Origin of the sequence: Fusibacter sp. A1 (assembly GCF_004125825.1) — a bacterium.
Classification (GTDB): Bacteria; Bacillota; Clostridia; order Peptostreptococcales; family Acidaminobacteraceae; genus QQWI01.
The window spans coordinates 295,857-315,437 of the sequence record NZ_QQWI01000001.1 but is presented as its reverse complement, the minus strand read 5'-3'; the positions used below and the strand labels follow the sequence as shown (position 1 = coordinate 315,437).

23 protein-coding genes are annotated in these 19,581 nt (G+C 39.3%); 22 read left to right on the top strand and 1 reads right to left on the bottom strand.

The window, feature by feature from the left end; translation table 11 throughout:
• Window positions 1-417: 417 nt before the first annotated feature.
• The 21 genes from DWB64_RS01360 (at window position 418) to DWB64_RS01260 (ending at window position 17,780) form a co-directional block, all read left to right on the top strand.
• Window positions 418-933 carry a leucine-rich repeat domain-containing protein gene (locus tag DWB64_RS01360; RefSeq protein WP_129486382.1) on the top strand — a complete coding sequence of 172 codons (516 nt, stop codon included), beginning with the start codon at window positions 418-420 and terminating at the stop codon, window positions 931-933.
• Window positions 934-998: 65 nt separating this feature from the next.
• Complete coding sequence (locus DWB64_RS01355) at window positions 999-1,739, top strand: YafY family protein (RefSeq protein ID WP_129486381.1); 741 nt, start codon at window positions 999-1,001, stop codon at window positions 1,737-1,739.
• A 265-nt stretch (window positions 1,740-2,004) separates the two neighbouring features.
• The gene (locus DWB64_RS01350; protein ID WP_164980158.1) at window positions 2,005-2,469 is read left to right on the top strand and encodes an MBL fold metallo-hydrolase; all 465 of its coding nucleotides are present in this window, start codon (window positions 2,005-2,007) and stop codon (window positions 2,467-2,469) included.
• Window positions 2,470-2,754, top strand: a complete 285-nt coding sequence (locus DWB64_RS01345; RefSeq protein ID WP_129486379.1) for a hypothetical protein — start codon at window positions 2,470-2,472, stop codon at window positions 2,752-2,754. It abuts the gene before it with no gap.
• A gap of 114 nt (window positions 2,755-2,868) precedes the next feature.
• Window positions 2,869-3,339 (top strand): hypothetical protein, encoded by a 471-nt coding sequence (locus DWB64_RS01340; RefSeq protein ID WP_129486378.1) that lies wholly within the window; start codon window positions 2,869-2,871, stop codon window positions 3,337-3,339.
• Window positions 3,340-3,434: 95 nt separating this feature from the next.
• On the top strand, window positions 3,435-4,415 hold the full coding sequence (locus tag DWB64_RS01335) for a Fic family protein (RefSeq protein ID WP_129486377.1): 981 nt from the start codon (window positions 3,435-3,437) through the stop codon (window positions 4,413-4,415).
• A gap of 208 nt (window positions 4,416-4,623) precedes the next feature.
• Window positions 4,624-4,980, top strand: coding sequence for an MmcQ/YjbR family DNA-binding protein (locus DWB64_RS01330; RefSeq protein WP_129486376.1), 357 nt, complete (start codon window positions 4,624-4,626; stop codon window positions 4,978-4,980).
• A gap of 178 nt (window positions 4,981-5,158) precedes the next feature.
• Window positions 5,159-5,725, top strand: coding sequence for an HD domain-containing protein (locus DWB64_RS01325; protein ID WP_129486375.1), 567 nt, complete (start codon window positions 5,159-5,161; stop codon window positions 5,723-5,725).
• A 73-nt stretch (window positions 5,726-5,798) separates the two neighbouring features.
• Window positions 5,799-6,074: a hypothetical protein gene (locus tag DWB64_RS01320; protein WP_129486374.1), complete on the top strand. Its 276-nt coding sequence runs from the start codon at window positions 5,799-5,801 to the stop codon at window positions 6,072-6,074.
• Window positions 6,046-6,543: a GNAT family N-acetyltransferase gene (locus DWB64_RS01315; protein WP_129486373.1), complete on the top strand. Its 498-nt coding sequence runs from the start codon at window positions 6,046-6,048 to the stop codon at window positions 6,541-6,543. The genes DWB64_RS01320 and DWB64_RS01315 overlap by 29 nt, the downstream gene beginning before the upstream one ends.
• A 177-nt stretch (window positions 6,544-6,720) precedes the next feature.
• Window positions 6,721-7,203, top strand: a complete 483-nt coding sequence (locus DWB64_RS01310) for a GNAT family N-acetyltransferase (RefSeq protein WP_129486372.1) — start codon at window positions 6,721-6,723, stop codon at window positions 7,201-7,203.
• Window positions 7,204-7,245: 42 nt separating this feature from the next.
• On the top strand, window positions 7,246-7,809 hold the full coding sequence (locus DWB64_RS01305; RefSeq protein ID WP_164980157.1) for a DUF2441 domain-containing protein: 564 nt from the start codon (window positions 7,246-7,248) through the stop codon (window positions 7,807-7,809).
• Between the two features lie 331 nt (window positions 7,810-8,140).
• Entirely contained in the window at window positions 8,141-8,899 is a 759-nt protein-coding gene (locus DWB64_RS01300; protein ID WP_164980156.1) for a WecB/TagA/CpsF family glycosyltransferase, read from the top strand.
• Window positions 8,900-8,918: 19 nt separating this feature from the next.
• Complete coding sequence (locus DWB64_RS01295) at window positions 8,919-9,431, top strand: AAA family ATPase (RefSeq protein WP_129486369.1); 513 nt, start codon at window positions 8,919-8,921, stop codon at window positions 9,429-9,431.
• 50 nt (window positions 9,432-9,481) lie between these two features.
• Window positions 9,482-10,795: an ADP-ribosylglycohydrolase family protein gene (locus tag DWB64_RS01290; protein ID WP_129486368.1), complete on the top strand. Its 1,314-nt coding sequence runs from the start codon at window positions 9,482-9,484 to the stop codon at window positions 10,793-10,795.
• Window positions 10,796-10,843: 48 nt separating this feature from the next.
• A complete protein-coding gene (locus DWB64_RS01285) occupies window positions 10,844-11,737 on the top strand; it encodes a helix-turn-helix domain-containing protein (protein ID WP_129486367.1) in 894 nt (297 codons plus the stop codon).
• A 56-nt stretch (window positions 11,738-11,793) separates the two neighbouring features.
• Window positions 11,794-14,835, top strand: a complete 3,042-nt coding sequence (locus DWB64_RS01280; RefSeq protein ID WP_129486366.1) for a glycoside hydrolase family 38 C-terminal domain-containing protein — start codon at window positions 11,794-11,796, stop codon at window positions 14,833-14,835.
• A 253-nt stretch (window positions 14,836-15,088) separates the two neighbouring features.
• On the top strand, window positions 15,089-15,502 hold the full coding sequence (locus DWB64_RS01275; RefSeq protein WP_129486365.1) for a hypothetical protein: 414 nt from the start codon (window positions 15,089-15,091) through the stop codon (window positions 15,500-15,502).
• A gap of 217 nt (window positions 15,503-15,719) precedes the next feature.
• Entirely contained in the window at window positions 15,720-16,670 is a 951-nt protein-coding gene (locus DWB64_RS01270) for an N-acetylmuramoyl-L-alanine amidase (protein WP_129486364.1), read from the top strand.
• A 66-nt stretch (window positions 16,671-16,736) separates the two neighbouring features.
• A complete protein-coding gene (locus tag DWB64_RS01265; protein WP_164980155.1) occupies window positions 16,737-17,213 on the top strand; it encodes a DUF3795 domain-containing protein in 477 nt (158 codons plus the stop codon).
• 138 nt (window positions 17,214-17,351) lie between these two features.
• On the top strand, window positions 17,352-17,780 hold the full coding sequence (locus DWB64_RS01260; RefSeq protein ID WP_129486362.1) for a GNAT family N-acetyltransferase: 429 nt from the start codon (window positions 17,352-17,354) through the stop codon (window positions 17,778-17,780).
• A gap of 52 nt (window positions 17,781-17,832) precedes the next feature.
• Here DWB64_RS01260 and DWB64_RS01255 read toward each other — a convergent pair whose 3' ends face one another.
• Window positions 17,833-18,519, bottom strand: a complete 687-nt coding sequence (locus DWB64_RS01255; protein ID WP_129486361.1) for a DUF2284 domain-containing protein — start codon at window positions 18,517-18,519, stop codon at window positions 17,833-17,835.
• A gap of 274 nt (window positions 18,520-18,793) precedes the next feature.
• On the opposite strand from DWB64_RS01255, the gene DWB64_RS01250 reads away from it, so the two are divergent.
• The gene (locus tag DWB64_RS01250) at window positions 18,794-19,543 is read left to right on the top strand and encodes a hypothetical protein (protein WP_129486360.1); all 750 of its coding nucleotides are present in this window, start codon (window positions 18,794-18,796) and stop codon (window positions 19,541-19,543) included.
• The last annotated feature ends 38 nt before the right edge of the window (window positions 19,544-19,581 follow it).

Genomic DNA, 19,581 nt, shown 5'->3' with positions numbered 1-19,581 from the left:
GCGCATATTAAAGTAGATTACTTTAATTGCGCTTATTTTAGTTTTAGTGTTGCATTAAGGATTTGTGCAAATAGCTAATGTGCATATCTTGAATGATACAGCTTGTAGGTACTTTTTCCCATTTGTTGTGATAGAATATATTGAGCTGATTAAATAGGAAGATCAATAAGAACCACACGGTGTCAGACATCAGCAGAGAGACTGTTTTTTAGCTGAGAAAATTTCATAATAGCTCACAAGGGATATTGCATAATAGATATTGATATGCTAAAGATACTACTCTACTAGATATAGTTTGTTCTTTTTGAATGTAATTATGCAATTTCCTCAGCTAATAGTTTTGTGTTTGCTCATTACTAAAAGTCCAATCTTCATGTAAACTAGTTCTAGATAAAAGAAAGCTTTAGGAGGTAGAAGATGTCTTTTTACTATAAAATGGTTCCAGGTAACACCTACTGCATTACAGGATACACAGGAAATGACGTTCACGTGAAAGTGCCAACTAACATTGAGGTTACGATTTTAAGTGATGATATTTTTAAAGGACATACTGAAATTGAGTCGGTTGATATTCCTGATACCGTCACTCAACTTGGAGGTTTTGTTTTTGATGGTTGTACAGGTTTAAAAAGAATTGTACTCCCAGCAGGCTTAACGGATATGTGGCAATATGCCATGACCAGAACATCGATTGAGGAAATTGAGATTCCCGGTAGCGTTAAGGCCATTGTCCCCTTTACATTCAATCAGTCAAAGGCTTTGAAGAAGGTTGTCTTTAACGAAGGAACCCTGCGCATTGATGCGTGGGCGTTTAAGGATTGCACCTCGCTAACCGATGTCTATCTTTCTTCTTCGCTGACTACAATAAGCGACAAGGCTTTTGAAGGCTGTAATCATGTAACACTTCACTACCTGGATAAAGACGGTAAATAAAGGTTTGTAAACCTATGGGTACCTAGTACTTTGAGATGGTCTAGCTTAATGAGAGGAGCATCTAAATGAAAAAATCAGAACGTCTCAACGGTCTTGTTTTTGCCTTGAAGGAAAGAGGGCGACTTTCTGCCAAAGCCTTATCAGATATATTTGAAGTAAGTGAACGTACCATCTACAGAGATATCGATGCCTTAAGTCAGCTTAAGGTGCCCATAACCGCTTATGAAGGAACAGGCGGCGGATACGATATAGATCAAGCCTATTTCATGCCCAGCATTAAACTAACTGAGCATGAATCTATTATGCTATTGATGCTCTTGAAACTTGGAGATGAAATCAATTTTCCGGATTTGAAAGGGGACTATACACTTTTGAAATCCAAGATCAATAACACCCTTGATGATGTCGACCTTGAACGTATCCATGATTTTTTAGATAAAGTGAGTTTTTATGTATCAAATGTCATCCCCAAAAACTATGATAAGGGCATCATGTCAGGTATTATTGACGCATTCTTGCAGGCAAAAGAAATAGCCTTCACGTATTATCACCCCGCTAAAGATGAATATAGCAAACGTAGAGTAGCGCCAAACGATCTTCATTTTGACGGTGGCGCCTGGTATGTGTCAGGATACTGCTATTTAAGAAATGAAAAGAGAATATTTCGTTTAGATAGAATCTATGGTGTTGAAATCCTTGAGGTTGCTAATACCTTTTATGACAAAAGACTGACGAGCATTGATGATAAGTATAGATCAGTAGTCTATACCTTTGAAATAGAATCCCGATTGTACAGGCTACTTTAAAGATAACTTCTATTTTTCTGACTGTGAGATTATAAAAACGTTACCACAGATGGTGATTAAACTCAGAACTAAGCACGAACGTCTTATTACAAATATGATCTTGGAGCATCCAGAAGAAATCACCTTGTTAGGTCCTGCAAGCTATCAGGAAAAAATAGCACACATCATCTCAAAACTGCATCAAAAGTATTTGAAATAACACTGACAGGTTTATGTCAGTGTTTCTTTGTTATACTGAGAAAAAAGTGAAGAAATGGAGAAGATGATGAAAAGAATAATGATTGAAGAAAACATGATAGCATACCAACATTCAGGTGAAACGGAGAAAAATTTCGGTTATAACATCTATGCCTTTTTAGATGGGCAAGAAGCACTTATTCTGGATACAGCCTACTCAAAACACTTGACTGAAGTAATAAAGGATCTTAGTCAAAGAAACATAAAAATCACAGCCGTTTTACCCTCGCATTACCACCCGGACCATTTTGAAGGGATCAGAATGTTAGAGGATGTGCGGATATATGGTACTCAGGAAAGCTTGAAAACAATAGAGGCTTTTGAATTGACAAAAGAAGAGTATGAAATTTACGCGCCAACACACATCCTAAAAGACAAAGAGATCTTAACTTTCGGTGAGCATAGGTTTGAGTTTCAACTGGTTAAAGGGCATTCGGAATGTTCTATGTTCATCTTGATAAACGACAAGTATTTACATATTGGCGATACTTAAATGACATTAAGTACAGGGGAACATTCTCTACCCTATGTTTCCTGGTCAGGTGTCAAAGAGCATATGATGGCGTTAAGGACACTTTTGGATTTTGAGGAAAGAACCATTTTTATGTCTCATGGATCTGTCATGAGCACCATAGATAAAATGAAAGGTGGTATTCATGACCGAATAAACTACTTGAATGTCTTATTGACAAGTGACAACAAAGCCAGCACTGGAGAAGCGCTGGCAGGGGCTCAGAATGATTTCATCAATCTTGAGTGGAGAAAGTATGTGAAATGACAATAAGTAACGAACAGACCTCTTGACTCTCCTGCATACAGGAGGGTGTATACTCCTAGTAAGCCAAAGTGATTTTGGCGCAATTTATATCGTTGAACTTACTGGGAGGATATTATGAAAAAAATTAATCGTATTGGTTTGGTCATTGCTGTGCTACTTTTTATACTCAGTGTGAACAGCACCTTTTACTTCTTGGGTATTGCCAAGTCATCGGTACTGCAGTGGCTGAATTTTAATGCTTGCGCACCAACGGGAGTGGTGTTTATCCTTGGTTATTTGCTCTACCGCATCAAAGGTCATGTCGCACTCCTGTATGCATCTGCCGTACCGCTCTTCTTTTTTGGAACCATGGGATTATTCATTTTTCCGTGGGATGGCTATAACTTGATGGCGCAAGCAAATCACATCGTGATGACAGGTGCTGTCATCTGGATATTTAGACACATCTACTTGAATCAAGATTCAAAAGCTCTCTTTTGGGGGCAGATCATAAGCGTGACATTTTGCTTGCCATTGATTGCACTCCAGCAAATATATTGTCGTGTGAATGCTGAGGAGCTGCTTGTGTTACTTGGAATCAACTAAAGAACGGGTTAAAAGTGTGCAGCACAAATAGGTATAGGAACTATTAATGTTTTAACTTGTACGATATAATAGTACAAGAAGGGGTGTGATTCCAAATGGGCTATGTACCACCGTTTACAATCAGTGATCGTATAATTAATTTGATTGCAGATATCATGGAGGTAGTTACAAAATTAACTTTGACTGAAGTAGAAGGCATTAATCCAAGGTTAAGAAGGGATAATCGAATAAGGACAATCCATGCTTCCTTAGCAATTGAAAATAATTCTTTATCTCTTGATCAAGTAACATCAATAATCAACGGTAAAAGAATAATTGGTCCAGGACAAGATATTAAGGAAGTTATGAACGCTTTTGAAGCGTATGAGCTTTTGCTTGATTTCGATCCATATGACATGACATCCATGCTGAAAGCTCATAAGATTTTGATGAATGAGCTCACAAAAGAATCAGGTAAGTTTAGATCAGGTGGTGTAGGAATTTTTGCTGGAGAGAAGCTAGTGCATATGGCTCCACCAGCATCTTTAGTTCCTGAGCAAGTTTCGGATTTGATTGATTGGGTGAAGGATACCGAAGTTCATCCATTGATTAAAAGCTGTGTATTTCATTATGAGTTTGAATTTATACACCCATTTGCTGATGGCAATGGTAGGATGGGAAGAATGTGGCAAACTCTAATTTTGTATAGATGGAAAAAAATATTTGGTTGGTTACCAGTAGAATCCTTGATTAAAGAAAGGCAACAGGAGTACTACGATGTGTTAGGAGAGTGTGATAAAGCTGCGGATTCAGGGGAATTTATTGAGTTTATGTTAGAAGCTATTTTAGATACGCTTACAGAGATAAGTTTGACCGAACAAGTTGGCGAACAAGTCACCGAACAAGTCAAAAAGTTACTAGATGTGATTGGTTCAGAGTCTCTATCTAGCAAGGAGTTGATGGAACTAGTCGGAATAAAACATAGACCTACATTTAGGGAAAATTATTTGCTTCCGGCGATTGAACTTGGTTACATTGTAATGACCATACCTGACAAACCCAATAGTAGCAAGCAAAGATATCGTAAAATCAGGTAATAATCTATTTGCTGGGGTACTCTAATTTTTAGGGGGATTCACCAGACGCTCGCTACGAGGCTGTTGTAACTAATAATGACGCATTCGTTCATATTTAAGCACAGATATTAAATAAACCTTAAATATTCAGAAAAACACTCAACTTAGAGTGTTTTTTCTTTAAAATGGAATAAGGGTATTTGGTAAAAGTGATTGAGGAGTTGATTTTATGGAATATATGGATGCTGTAAAATACTGTCTAAGTAAAATTGGAGCTAAAGAGGAGTATATTTTTAGCAATAAGATTCAAACATTTACTGTTGGTAGCAAACAGTTTTGTAGAGTCTATGAAGTATTGGGTATGAAAGGATTTGTGCTTAAATCAGACCCTGAACTCAATATTGTATTAAGACAAATGTATAAAGGAATACTGCTGCCAGATAACTTGGATAACCTTCGATGGAATGTCGTTTTACTTGATGCAGATGTTCCTGATGATGAAATTAGATTTTTAATTGATCAGTCCTATGACATGATGTTTCACTCACTCACTAGAAAAATTCAAAAGGAATTAATTGGGGAATAATGATCAGAAATCATTACTCCTGTTATTTTTTGTCATTCAATGAAGTCTCAGAACAACACGCATACAAAGAAGGTGCTGGAAATTACTCGTTAAGCTACGCAAGTCGTTTGTGAAGAATTTTGAGTGCTATTCAAGTAATATCAATAGTAATCACAATTGTAAGATAGGGAGATGTATCATGGTACAAAATTTAAAGTTTCAGTCAAATGAAATTAGTGTTAAGCGACTTAACAGAATTCTAGCAATGCTTTTTCAAGAAATTTCAGCATTAGAAGATGAAGATAGAGATCTGCCACTGAGATGGAGTATGATGCATATGTACAGCACATCTCAAATGATAAAAATCTTGGCATTAAAACGAAATTTGGATCCAGAAATAGCTGGAATAATTGCAGCACTGCATGATTATGGAGTTGTTAAAACCAAGCGGAAAGAGAATCATGCAAAGAATGCCAAAGTACATGTTGTCAAATTCATAGAAAGATACAATGAGAAAGCAAGAAAAGGACTTTCTTTAATCACAGAGGATGAATTGGAAACCATACTGCTGGCGATTACCGAGCATAGTAATAAAGACGTAGTATCAGATAATGAGTATGTCGAACTAATGAAAGATTTGGATTCATTTGATAGATATTTACATGGTATCCCGACGACTAGGGAGCATGGAAAACGGATAGAGAATGTGGTAAATGACCTTAAATTTAATGAGTTTATGACGCAAAACTACACACTGAGTATGTAACTGAGCACCACATCATTGACAGTCACCAATGTGAAATTTCTTTTTTTCGCACAACTTTTATCAGGAGGTATCTTTGAGAACCTATCATAAAGTTCATTTTAGTCCCACTGGAACGACCAAGTCTGTTGTGAATAAAGTTGCTGACAGCGTTTCAGATGATTTTATCCTGCATGATTTAACGAGCAGTGAAAGAGATGCATTTGAGCTTTCACTAAGCGCTGAAGACTTTTTAGTAGTTGGTGTTCCAGTGTATGCGGGGTATAGTCCACAACTTATAACCGTTTCTAGAAATTTATTGACACATCAGAAGAGAGGACTTAATGATGAATACGAAAAGACTCACAATTAGGCCGTTTACTTTACAAGATAAAGAATTTTTATATGAACTGAATAATGACAAAGAGGTCAATCGATACAGATCAAGTGACAGCGCGACAATGAATTACTGCATTGATTCAATTAACGATTGGATCGAAAGATTTGGTGATGGTCTGTTGAATGTCAATCTTATGGAGATAACCGCTTCAAAAGAACCAGTTGGACTTATTGGTATATTTAAGAGTGGTCCAGACAGCAAAGCAGAACTTGGATACAGAATGATGCCGAGGTTTTGGGGACAGGGATACTGTAAAGAAGCAGCAAGTGCCCTGATCATTCAGTACTTTACTGCTACTGACGAAATTGAAATCTTTGCTGAGACACACCCCGAGAATACCAATTCAATTAGATTTCTTGAGAATAATAGGTTTGTAGAAGAAATACATCACCTAAAAGATAGAGGCAGCATATTCATCACATCGAAAGAATCCTGGTTATAAATCGAGTGATACCAATCGAGTGATACCAATAAGGAAGCTTCATAATATGAAGGGGGGCACGCGATAGTAATTCATTAACTTATATTACAATTACCTTAACTACCACAATACAAGTGGTAGTTTTTGTATAATGAAAATGCAGACGTTTAATTTTAAATTGAAACTTAGGGAGTTCATATGAATAAAATCGTGTTTTCAACTATAGAGCAACTGGCATTAGAACAGATACCAAAAGGGATTGCGACTCTACTTGCAGATGATGAGCCTGATCGATTTGATGAGTTACTGGAATACACAGAAAAGTGGGTGAGTGGTGAAGTCAAAGGTGATAAACTTACCGTGCTGCACGTTGAGAAGGGTTCTGTTGTAGGAATTGTTCGATTCTGGTGCACTCCCCATGTGAATGACAAATGGTACCTAGAAGGACTTCAAGTACACGAAGCCAAAAGGAATAGCGGGATCGCTACAAAAATCAGTGAACTTGGCATGGAAGCACTAAAGAAGGAAGGGATAAAGGAAATCTTTGTGAATATCTCAGATAAGAATTTATCCTCAATACGTGTGCATGAGAAGTGCGGTTTTACTAGATTAGCTCAAACTGCAGTCAATTCATTTGGAACACTGATGAAAGCTTATGGAAATTATAAAGCACTGCTGTGAGGACCTGGCACCGAGAAAAGAATGAATGTTGAAGGAGACATGATGAGTAAGAGATATTACCACGTTGTTACAGAAAGGCCAATGGCTCTAAATCAAGTGATTGTCTTTGATTCTGAACACCAGAATGGTGTTGCCAATCTAGTAAAAAGGGTGAATGAACTAAAAGAAAACCCGTCGATGTCACCGGCTGATTTAGCGCCCTTTGACCAAGTTTTGCTTGATAATATGGGGCACTGGATCAATGTAGCAAACAGAGCAACTATGCTTGAAAAGGTGAGAAAAGAAAACTTTAGCGATTATCCATCAAGAATGGCTTGCCTCTATGTTTCTGAGAGCCTAGAAGAAGCTGAGAAATGGGCTGATTTTTTTATAGAGGTTGGTCGAGAAACTTTTCAGATTGTTGCTCTTGAAAACACAGGGAATAGTTTTACCGGGGATGCACATAATTGCTGGTATGAATGTCTAAGTGAAAAAGAGGCAGTGCAACGTGCTTTACACTACTGGAAGGTACTAAAGAATGATAAGAATGAAACACCAGTCTTAGAAACAATCATCGATGGTCAAATTCGAGTGGTAGAAGTGATTAAGGATTTTAAGAAGGGATAACGGATTAACCATACTCAGCTTAGAATAATTCACTGCAAAAGGTTGAATGTGTGCCTATAGCAGCAACACGATGCCGGTCTCTTGGTAAAATGAATATAACTATAATTGTAAAAGGGCCAGAGAAATCTTGCTCTTTAATTATGCGCACGTTCGTTAATTGCCAATTGGATTTTTAAAATGTAAAATATGCCACCACTTTTTCCCATTTGTTTTGATGGAATAAATTGAGATGGTATAATGATAAGGACAATTAGACTGTTAGTATCTGGCATATGTTTAAGAACCGCTTTAAATGTCGCCAGAATACTATGTTGTAAAAAGGAGAACGATATTGAAGAAGAGAAGCATATTGGGTGTTTCATTTTCTGATCACACGATGGCTGAAACAATAACGTATTTAGACTGGGTACTCAATAAAGAAAAAGCACAGCCGTTTCACATCATTACTGCTAATCCAGAGATTGTTATGCAGGTTAACAGGGATAATGAGTTCAAGAAGATAGCAGAAGCCTCAGATTTGATCGTTGCAGATGGTATTGGAATAGTGTGGGGTTCTTTCATACTAGGAAGAAGGATTAAAAACAGAATCATGGGGATTGATTTATTGACGGAACTATTTGGTTTGTGTGAGCAAAAAAAACATTCGGTGTATCTGTTAGGTGCAAGTGAGGAAACAAACCAAACGTTGTATGAACAAATCAGAAAAGAGTATCCGAACTTAAAAATTGCAGGTAGAAGAAACGGTTACTTTGATGTAGATGAGGATGATGAAATTGTAAGCCAAATAAGGGAATCGGATGTTGATTTTCTAGTAATGGCCATGGGGTCACCACGTGCACATAAGTGGTTCAAGAAAAACCGGGATAAGCTAAATATAAAAATGACGATCGATGTCGGTGGTGGATTTGATGCTTTAACAGGAGCGGTCAAAAGAGCGCCGGCATTTGTTCAAAAGATGAATATTGAATGGTTATATAGAAGACTCCAAGACCCTAGCAGAAAAGAGAGGCAAAAGGATCTTTATCGATTTGCATTTGAAGTTGTCAAAGAAAGAGTTTGGATAGGCTACCGTCCTAGGAAATCAAGTTAATAGTCAATAGGAGAGAAAAATGATAACATTTTTTAGAGGCAAAGCAGCTACAGGGAAATCAACAATGGCGAAATACATTGCAAATCAACACGACATAGCAGTTTTGGACAAGGACAGTGTCTTTGACAAACTCCTGAATGAAGGTGTTGACTGGGAAACTGCGAATAACACTACCTATGACCGTTTGGTTCAGGACATTCAGTGGCATCATGATAACAATATCCCTGCAATCGTTGATATAGGCCTTTCGCATACGCCATTCTTTGAAGGCTTCTTAAAGAAAATGTCCCTTTCAGCTGACAAAGTTCGCTTGTTCCTTTTCACATGCAGTGATGATTTGGTTTGGGAAAGCAGGATTCTGGCGAGAATCGAAAATCCGGAAGGTCCGAACCAGTGTATTTGGTCTACTGTGAGTGCACATGAACATTATGCCAAATATGATATTTATCCGCTTGAAGGTGAAAACATCATTGACAGCGTGGTGGAAAAAGAAGAGATTTACTTAAGGGTAATGAGAACATTGCGTCTTTAGTTTATAGTTGCAACTATTGAGATTGAACTTAGAGTGAAAGGAAAGTGAATATGCCGAACTATCCTAAACTACCGGATTTTGAGACACTTGGTAACTTGATTAGAGACTATTCGACTTTAAAAGTAGAGGAAGGTGCACAAGGCGTAGCTGAGATTTTAAGTGGGCTTGATGAATCACTTATCAAGTGCTTGGAAAAACTTAAAAATCTTGAAGGCTCTAAAGCGTTAGCACTAGAAGAACCGAATAGTCTAGAAGAAATTAGAAAACTAAGACCACACGGTCCAAGACGTATGCCTCAAAAGCTAAGCAAAGTTGAGTTTTTGGACAAGTTGAAGGGTGGATTCTATTCAAGGCTTGCAGGCTGTACACTGGGTGCGCCAGTGGAGTTTTGGTCGGTGGATGACATGAAAAACTGGGCGGACTACTGCGCAGAACCTTTTCCGCCAGTGGATTATTGGAGCAAAACCAAACACCCAAATGAAATAAGATACACCAAAGGCGATTTTGTTGAATACACCAAGGAAAATTTAGATAAGGTCCCAGTCGATGATGATATCGCCTACACCTTGTTGGGGTTAATGGTGATGGAAAAGTACGGTTTAGACTTTACAACGGAAGATGTGGCTGAAGCCTGGAAAGTGTATTTACCCATGGCTTATACGGCCGAACTGATTACCTTAGACCATCTTAAAGAAGGAATATCTGTTCACGAGGCTTGCGAAAAGGATAATCCTTATTCTCAGTGGATCGGCGCAGATATTAGAATCGATTCTTATGGCTATGTCACACCTGGCAATCCTGAAAAGGCGGCAGAACTTGCCTATAGGGATGCTATTTTAAGCCATCGCAGAAACGGTGTTTACGGGGCTATGTTCTTTGCAGCTGCAATCGCTGCCGCTTTTGTGAGTGAAGATACAATAGACGCCATTGAAATAGGGCTGACAGAAATACCGCAAAACTGTTTACTGGCACAAGACATAAAATGGGCACTACAAGTGAGAGAACAGGTAAAGGATTATAAGGATGCCAGATCGCTTGTCGACCAACGATTTGAAGGAATGAGTCATGCACATACCAATAATAACGCATGCTTGACCATCTTCGGGCTTCATATTGGTGGCAGCGATATTGGAAAAGTAATTGCTGAAACCGTGGCGATGGGAATGGACAATGACTGTACTGCTGCAACCGCCGGCAGCATAGCGGGTATCGTATATGGTGTTAAGAATCTTGGGGAGCACTGGTACCTACCCTTTAACGATACGATTGACACCTACCTGAACGGAATAAATGAATTTAAGATTTCGGATGTCTTAGAAAGATACATTAGACTCGCACAGAGAGCATCCGAATTTGAGTGGTAGTAGACCATATCGCTTATAGGTGTAGATAAATGAATCACGGAGAATCCCATGGACCTAAAAAAAGCTTCTCAGGCATTATCAAAAGTCGATATCAGCATAGATGAATCTACCTTCAACCTGAAAGTGCTTTGGTTCAGAGTCATGAAGAAAGAAGGCGACTGGGCAATAGAGAGACATTCGCACGCCTCGTTTGAATTTCATTATGTGATGAGTGGCGATTCTGTGGTCGCTACTGACGATGGAGACTTTAGGGTTAAAGAAAACCAAATGTATATCACAGCCCCTGGTGTCTACCATGCCCAAACGTCAGGTAGTGCCAGTAATTATATCGAGTATTCCCTCAACTGTTCAATTATTGTAAAGCCTTCAGATCAAAGTGAGGAACTACAGATTATGAATGCCTTAAGCGCAGTAAAGTGTCAGCCCATAGACGGCATAGAGAGAATCAAAAGCTGTTTTGACAGTGCCTTGTCAGAAGCTGTTCATAGGCCCTTGGGGTATCATATGATGATAAAGTCTCTGGTTAAGCAGATCATACTTGAAACGGTTAGAAAAGTAGCCAGCACTCAAGACCTTCAAATCGACATACCGGTAAAAAGTTCTACGGATACCATGGCTGAAATAGACAGGTACATCAGCACCCACAGGCACGAATGCGTAAGGCTCAGCAGCCTTCAAAAATACCTGCACCTGAGCACCAGGCACATCAACCGAATTGTCTGGCGGGAAAGGGACATGAGTGTTAAGGATTATCTGACTAAATCCAAAGTCGACCAGGCCAAGGAACTGCTTTCAATCACCAGCGACCCGGTTACGCAGATTTCAGATTTGCTTGGCTTTTCATCCGTTTATTACTTTAGCCAGTATTTTAAAACGCATACTAAGTTGAGCCCAAGTGATTACAGAAAAATGTCCGAAAATGATAAAAAAAGGCTTAAATAGTCTATGTCATCTTTCACCTCTCTTTTTTATACTATTAAAAAAGAGAGGTGTTTTTTATGATTGAAAATAGAATAGAACGCGTACTGCACACGTTGAAAAGCTGGATTTACGATGATGTGGAAACCGTTGAAAAAGTAAAGATGATCAGGGGTGACTATAAGCATATAGAAGCAGTCGACCAGAACCTTTTTGTGTCGACCCTGCTTCCCTTTACCATCCGTGAAAGCGATTCAAGATACTTTATTAACTTTGATCTGACACTCCCGACCTTTGAAGAAGGAAGCGTCTACCAATTAGAAGTAAGCACAGGCAGAGAAGGGGAATGGGATGCGGTCAATCCCCAGATGCTTTGCTTTATCAACGGCAAAATCACCTGTGGACTCGATACCAACCACAGGTATGTGCATTTTGATGAGAACTTCAGCAATCAATCGGTCAGTGTTGACCTGCACCTTTACACGGGAATGGCAAAGGCTGAGACAAGACTTAGGGTAAAGCTTATTAAAAGAAACGAATGCATCCATAGGGCGTATTATGACTTGAAAGTACTTTATGATGCATACAAGACCCTCGATGAAGGCAATGACGGCAAGGAGCTGATTGAAGAGGAACTTTTAGAAGCGGTCAGGCAGCTTGTTTTACACTCAAAAGCTGACCAGACAACGTTAAAATCAGTCAAAGAACTAAGCAAGCGCCTGAACAGAAGGCTGTATGGTGTAAATTCGTTAGCTGCAAGGCGTAGGGTGCACGCTGTTGGCCATACGCATATTGATGTGGCGTGGCTGTGGGATTTGAAACAAACACGTGAAAAGGTCGTCAGAAGCTTCTCAACGGCCCTAGATCTTCAAAAGAGATACAAAGACTACTTGTTTATGGCGAGTCAGCCGATTTTGCTTGAAATGGTCAAGGAAGAAAGACCCGAGCTATTTGAAGAAATAAAAAAAGCCCTTCAGGAAGGCACTTGGGAACTGGAAGGCGCCATGTTCTTAGAAGCGGACTGCAACCTGATTAGCGGCGAGTCCATGATCAGACAAATTGAAAAGGGACAAGCCTTCTTAAAAGAGCACTTTGACAACGAGAGCAAAACCCTTTGGCTACCTGATGTCTTTGGCTATAGCGCCGCTCTGCCTCAAATTTTAAAGGGCTTCGACATCGACTTGTTCGTCACCTCTAAAATATCGTGGAACGACACCAATAAAGTGCCCTTTGACAGCTTTTACTGGGAAGGTCTAGACAGTTCAAAAATTCTCACCCAGTTTATCACGACAATTCCCTATGAAACTTTGAAAAGGGGAGAGTTTAAAACCATTTACGAAGGCAACTTCACACCTTCAGAGGTTCTTGGCGCTGTTAAACGTCAACAGCAAATAAAGGAAGTGCCACTGGCCCTCATGCCCTACGGTTACGGTGACGGAGGTGGTGGTGCCACAGAAGAGATGCTCGAAACCGCAAGCCGACTCGCTAAAGGCGTGCCGGGAATGCCAAGTGTTGTCATGTCTCATGTCAGCGACTTTTTAAGCGACTTAAAAGAACAGCCCCTTGAAAAACTGCCGGTACATGTGGGTGAGCTTTATCTTGAATACCACCGTGGCACCTATACGACAAACGGGCTTATTAAGAAGAAACACAGATTGCTTGAAGAAAAGCTTATTCATACAGAAAAACTGTTATCGGTACTGGGTGAGGCTACCATTGATTTAAGTAAGCAGTGGCAAGTGCTTCTCTTAAACCAGTTTCACGATATCATTCCAGGAACCTCTATCAAAAGGGTTTACGATGAGGCTTATGAACAACTCGATAAGGCGCTTGAGAGTATTGACGGCAAACTAGAGGAAAGCAAGCTTGTAAACAGAGACTCAGAGCTTAGCCTATTTAATCCCCATGGTCATGCATTTGAAGGTCTAGTTAAGTTTAATCCAACAGACCTGAGTGATAAGCTCTTAGGACTGGCGCAGATTGTAAGCGATGACCTTGCGTTGTTGGAAGTATCCAACCTTTTGCCACTAAGTGCCAGTCCGGCGGATAAGGTATGTGTGAATAGAAAGCGTATCACAGAAAGGATCAATCCTAGGGACTTCAGTACGGCCCATTATCATGTTTCATTGGATGACAAAGGCCGAATCACCAAGCTCTATGACAAAGAAAACAAGCGAGACCTTGTCGCTGCAAAGGGGGCATGGAATAGACTTAGACTCTTTGAAGACCGCCCGATCAAATGGGATGCATGGGATATCAACGATGACTACACAGCTTACGAAAGGCATATCATCATCTGTGAATCTGTGACTCTTTTAAGCGAGGGAGCACATGCCATTGTGCTAGAAATCAAGTATAGGGTGAATGAGTCGTCCATAAGCCAGCGAGTTTTCTTTTACCACAATCATAAGCGCATCGACTTTGAATGCGCAGTGGATTGGAAGGAGACTCAGACGCTCTTACGAGTTGACTTTGACACCAGCATCCATGCGACACATGCCACTTATGACACCCAGTTTGGACATGTAAATCGACCTAATAGAGCCAACAACAGCTACGAACAGGCTATGTTTGAAGTTTGCGCCCAGCACTGGGGGGATTTGTCTGAAGAGAACTACGGCATAGCCCTCATGAGCCCCGACAAGTTTGGTTATCATGCCAAAGGCGGTACCATCGGGCTTAGTTTAATTAAGTCTCCAACATGGCCCAATGAAGTATCTGATATCGGTCTACATGAGTTTGCTTACGCAGTACTGCCTCATAGAGGCAGACATACGGCAGCGGGTGTACATCGTGAAGCTCTCTTCTACACTGAAGGTATCAACACACTCAGGTTAAACCCCGTCAATCAAGAAGCCACAAATCGTATGACGGATTTTGAACTACCAGAGAACCTTTTTATCAGTTCGTTTAGGCAAGTGGATGATTGCATAGAACTTAGGCTGGTCGAATACTTTAACCAAAGTGGCACATGTGACATCAAACTGCCAAGTGAAGTAAACCAAGCCATAAAAACCAAAATGAACGGCAAGGCAATAAAAGAGATCGAAGTCATAGAAGGATGCATTGAACTCTCTTATAGCCCATTTGAGGTAATCACGTTAAAGCTTGTAAATCGGTGATAATGTACAAAAGGAAAATGTACCATGGTGAATAGGAAAATTGGGTTACCGATTAACAATATGTATTAAAAACACACGATGTCATGGATGAATTATTAAAAAGAATTTGATAACTCTGGTCGAAGGTGCTAAAGTTATAGTTGAAGTCACCATATTCGAAAAAAATCATTGAATCGTATAAAGATAATGAGTAGCAAAGAAATTTTTAATATTGCATCATATGGGTGGACACTAGTTAAGAACGGAGTAGAAAATGGCAGAGATAGATGAAATTTATCAACTAACAGCAGATTCTGAAAAGGATTTTAGAAGTTATTCAAAAAAAGGTACAGAAGCTAAAAAGGATATATTGGAAAAACACTTAAGTGCGATAGTTCATACAGCAGTTCATTCTGAAAAGCTGCATAACGAGTTTGTCAAATATCAGTTTGGTAAAACGGTGATCGTTGTTGATCATGCAACTAACGTGATTAAACTAGTTTACTGGAGTAACAGAATGCTTAAAGTAACTGCGGATCTTCAGAAGCGCTTGGAAGAAAAGTTCAATAGTTTCGGATTAAGTTCTGATGGATTGAAGTTAGCGATGAATGAAGATGTTGTAGAAGATGTTGTAGAAGATATTGTAGAAGATGTTGTAGAAGATGAACCACTGAATACAGTGAATTGATTGTCGGATTACAGAAATCAAAGAGAGTACTTGAATATTGGCAGCTGTTATGAGTTTAAAAACTAATGACAGTTGCTTTTTTGTTATGATGAAAGTAAATAAACTTGTGTTTGGTGCAATGATGAACATCCCTCTAGGTCCATGCTATAATAAGTGTATAAATAGTGAAGACAAACCCGAACCGCCTCTGACAGCAATGTATGAAAGGTTTAACTAAATGAAAAAACAAAGGAGTATTCAAATTGTACTACTCATCATAGGAATCGGTATCGGTCTATTAGTTGGAAAATACCTATGGGATAAAGGAACTCAAAAAGCTGAGGTTCCTAAAGTAGTGGTTGAAGCAGCAATAGAACAACAGCTGGAATGGCAGACATCAAAAGTGATGATTAGCGATAAGTGGACTGACGAGGATGAGACAAAAGACTATTTACTTGAATTTGAACTGCTCAACTCAGAGTATGCTGATGTTCTAGCAGTTAGTGCTGTTGAATACCGACTTGCTCAGATCGGTTCGATAGTAGAGGTGCAATACCTATATGACCCCAATACTTCTGAAATTTCGCATTTGCAGTGGTTAAGAAATCCCCAAGGTCAGCTGAACTTTACTTATGATAGGCCGCTTGTAGTACTTGATGCAGGGCATGGGGGCTTAGATGAGGGTGAAGGGAACAGTGATTTATTTATTGAGAAAGAGATGAATCTTAAGATGACCCTTAGAATGGAAGAGCTACTAAAGGCCGCAGGAATCAATGTCGTTCTAACTAGGGACACCGACGACTATGTATCCAACCTCACACGAGCTGAACTTGCGAATTATATCAAGCCGGATCTGTTTATCAGCAATCATATAAATAAATACAATGAAAAGACAAGTGGGATTGAGGTGCATTACAGTCAACTCTCAGATCGGGAGTTTGCTCAGACTTTAGCCCAGGCAATCGCTAGTGAGGATCTGAAGGTTTTAAGAGTCATCAATAGAAGGGGCGACACGCCTGAGTTTGATTACTATTTTATGCATAAGTACATCGATTCACCTAGCTACATCATCGAATATGGTTTTGCAGATCATGAGGGCGACGCAGTGTACATAAGTGATCACTGGGAATCGCTAGTTGAAAATGCCGCGAATGCGATCATTGTTTATTTGTCGTTAACTGAAAAATGAGTTTGAGGATTTTACTAAAATTAAAGTTGGTTGGTCGAGTTTTTTTAGATAAACATGGAGGATCGAATGATGAATGATAAGCTAATAGGTGCGTGTGGTCTATATTGCGGTGGCTGTGATAATTATCTTGCTTTTCAAGAAGGGCAGGAGCATCTTCTTAAAACGGATAAGTACCTAACTCCAGCTATTGATAAGCTTAAATGCAACGGCTGTAATTCTGATTCGCTATCAGAGCACTGTAGCAAATGTGAAATTAGAAAATGCGCTCATAACAAGGGACTAGAGTATTGTGGTGCATGTAATGATTTTCCTTGCGACATCGTAATGAAATTCCATCAAGACGGTGCTGTATTGGACGGTGCAAGACATCGACTCGATATTATTAAAAATACAGATCATATGAGGCAAGGATTGAAAGAGTGGCTTGACGCATCGGAACGCAGATGGACTTGCAGCTGTGGTCTGAAATTCTCGTATTATGAGAAGCAGTGCCATCGCTGCAAGGAGACGCTTGATTCATATGCGACAAAAGAGGAGATTTGAACACGACTCATCGAGTAGTAAAAGGCTCAAAAGATAGGTATAGGAGTTCTTTCGCATTTTTGAAATGAATTGAATGATATAATTGTGAGTGATCGGCAAATGATTATTCAGATGATCTATAGCGCATGGAGGAAAGAGATGATAACATACAAAACCGATTTGGTAGATCTTGATTGGGAGAAGTTGGTTGACCTTTATGATGTGACGAATATGTGCATTGGTTTAGGTCGTAAACGAGAAACCGATAAAATCCGTAGAGCCTTTGAAAAGAGCCATTCTGTTGTTACCGCGTGGGAATCGGGAGTTGTCATAGGTTCGGGTAGAATGATCTCGGATGGTGAATGCTATGGTTGGATACACGATATTGCAGTTCTACCTTCGCACAGAAAGTTGGGAATCGGTCGAGCGGTTATGGATAAGCTTATTGAAGGTAATGAAAATCTACTGATCGGTCTGACCTCATCTTTTGAAGCGGTAGACTTTTATACCAAACTAGGATTCAATAAACATAAGACAGCCATGGCAAAATACCCTGGAAAATCGGATTACCTTTATTATGAGGATTAAGAATGAGCACTGCTCTCTATGAAAATTTCGTAGAATGCAGTGCTCATTTTAGCTAAATGTAAGGGTCCTTTGTTTCTGGAAGAGTAAGGGTTATGCCTTCTAAATAAGGTCTTATAACGTCTACGTTTAACTCCTCTTTCGCAAAGATTACATTGCAACTGTGAATGGTATCTGACAGCTTGCCTTTTGTCCAACCCAGTTTCTTATCAAAGAACAGACGGTAGATATCGGATACAAGATAACCTAGCGCTTCTATCGAATGGCGGATCTTATCTGGGTGAACGCATGGTTTTCCAATCTCCTTCAGGCAGTCTTTGCACCTTGTGCAAGATCCCGGTGGCAGCCCCAACACATCCAAATCCGCTTCCATCAAAAGAAGACGCTCTGTCATGATGTCTTTTATCTGATTGTACAGATACATGGACACGGCACTACTGAGAGGCACTTCTTTATCATCCAGCCTTTTGAGATGATTGGTCAGCACCCTTGATGGAAAATCGGACACGTCCCAGTTTTCCATATGCTCCTGGATGGATTCGGTGTGAATTTCTGCAAGAACAAATAGGACGTAATCATAGTCCTTAAGATATTCTTCAGCGGTGTAGGGTAAATCAGGACAGCTGTAATTGAAATTATAATTACTACATCTTTTGCAGCCCTCATACGCTTCATCCGGTTTATATGCGATATTCAGTTCTTCTTTTGTAAAACATTTTATATTGAAGTCGACTTTTATCATAAAATCATTCTAACACCTAGGGTATAGCGTGTAAAGGCAAGCACGCATATCTGTCATTGACTCGCAAAAAAAATTAGTGGGAGTAGTGTAATCTGCAAACCAGCTCATTAACAGGTATGTTTCAAAGGTTTCGAGTGTTAAAGAAGGAGAATTTAATAAAGAGATTCACGAGGCTGATTTGGCCATGAAGGACTTTTAACAAGATAGATGGTGACGTCTTTCCGATTTGCTCGTTGCTCAAAGTAAAGATAGATGAGAGGAGTGTAGATAAGCAATGAAATTCAATAAGATTCTCCTAACGATTGTACTCACTGGTTCAATCATCGGGTTAGTTCTACTCGCTTATAACAATATGATTAGTCACAGTAAAATTACTGAATTAGAAAGGAATCAAGACGAACTAAACCATTTGATTTCTGATAGAGAAACTGCAATCGAAGGATTTAAGAATGAAAATACTAAACTTAACAGTCAAAATGAAGTGTTGAAAGGCTCAGTTGAAGAACTTGAAGGTATCATTAAGGAAATGGAATCGACTATTTCAAAGATTGAAAAGAGCAAAAGTGAAATTGGAACTCAATTTGATGTGCTTAATCAACCTATTGTATTTCCGTTTGACGATCCGGTTGGCTTTACCTATTTTTCGCAAGTAAAAGATGGAGATTGGATTAAGTTTAAACCATATCTATATGAGACAAGTCTTGACCATATCAGTGGATACATACAAAGTTTCGTTAAATTAACAGAGTTAACCAAAGCCAGCTTATCTGAAAATCAAATAAGTGAGATAGGTAACTTGGATTGGTCGGATCAGGTAATCGGTTCTCATAACTTTTTAGTGGATTTAAGAGGTGGCATTCAAGATTCTAGACTTTTGCTAGCTAAATCAAATTATGAACTTGCGATTTATAAGTACATGAACGAGGAAATTGACGAAGAGACTCTGAACGTCTATAAGGATCTATTCTCAGAAGAAAAACTCGCATATGAAAATTTCATAAAGGATGCGACCTATGGAGACTAAAAGCAACCAGTAATCCTCTTGTCTTGCAATGGATTTGT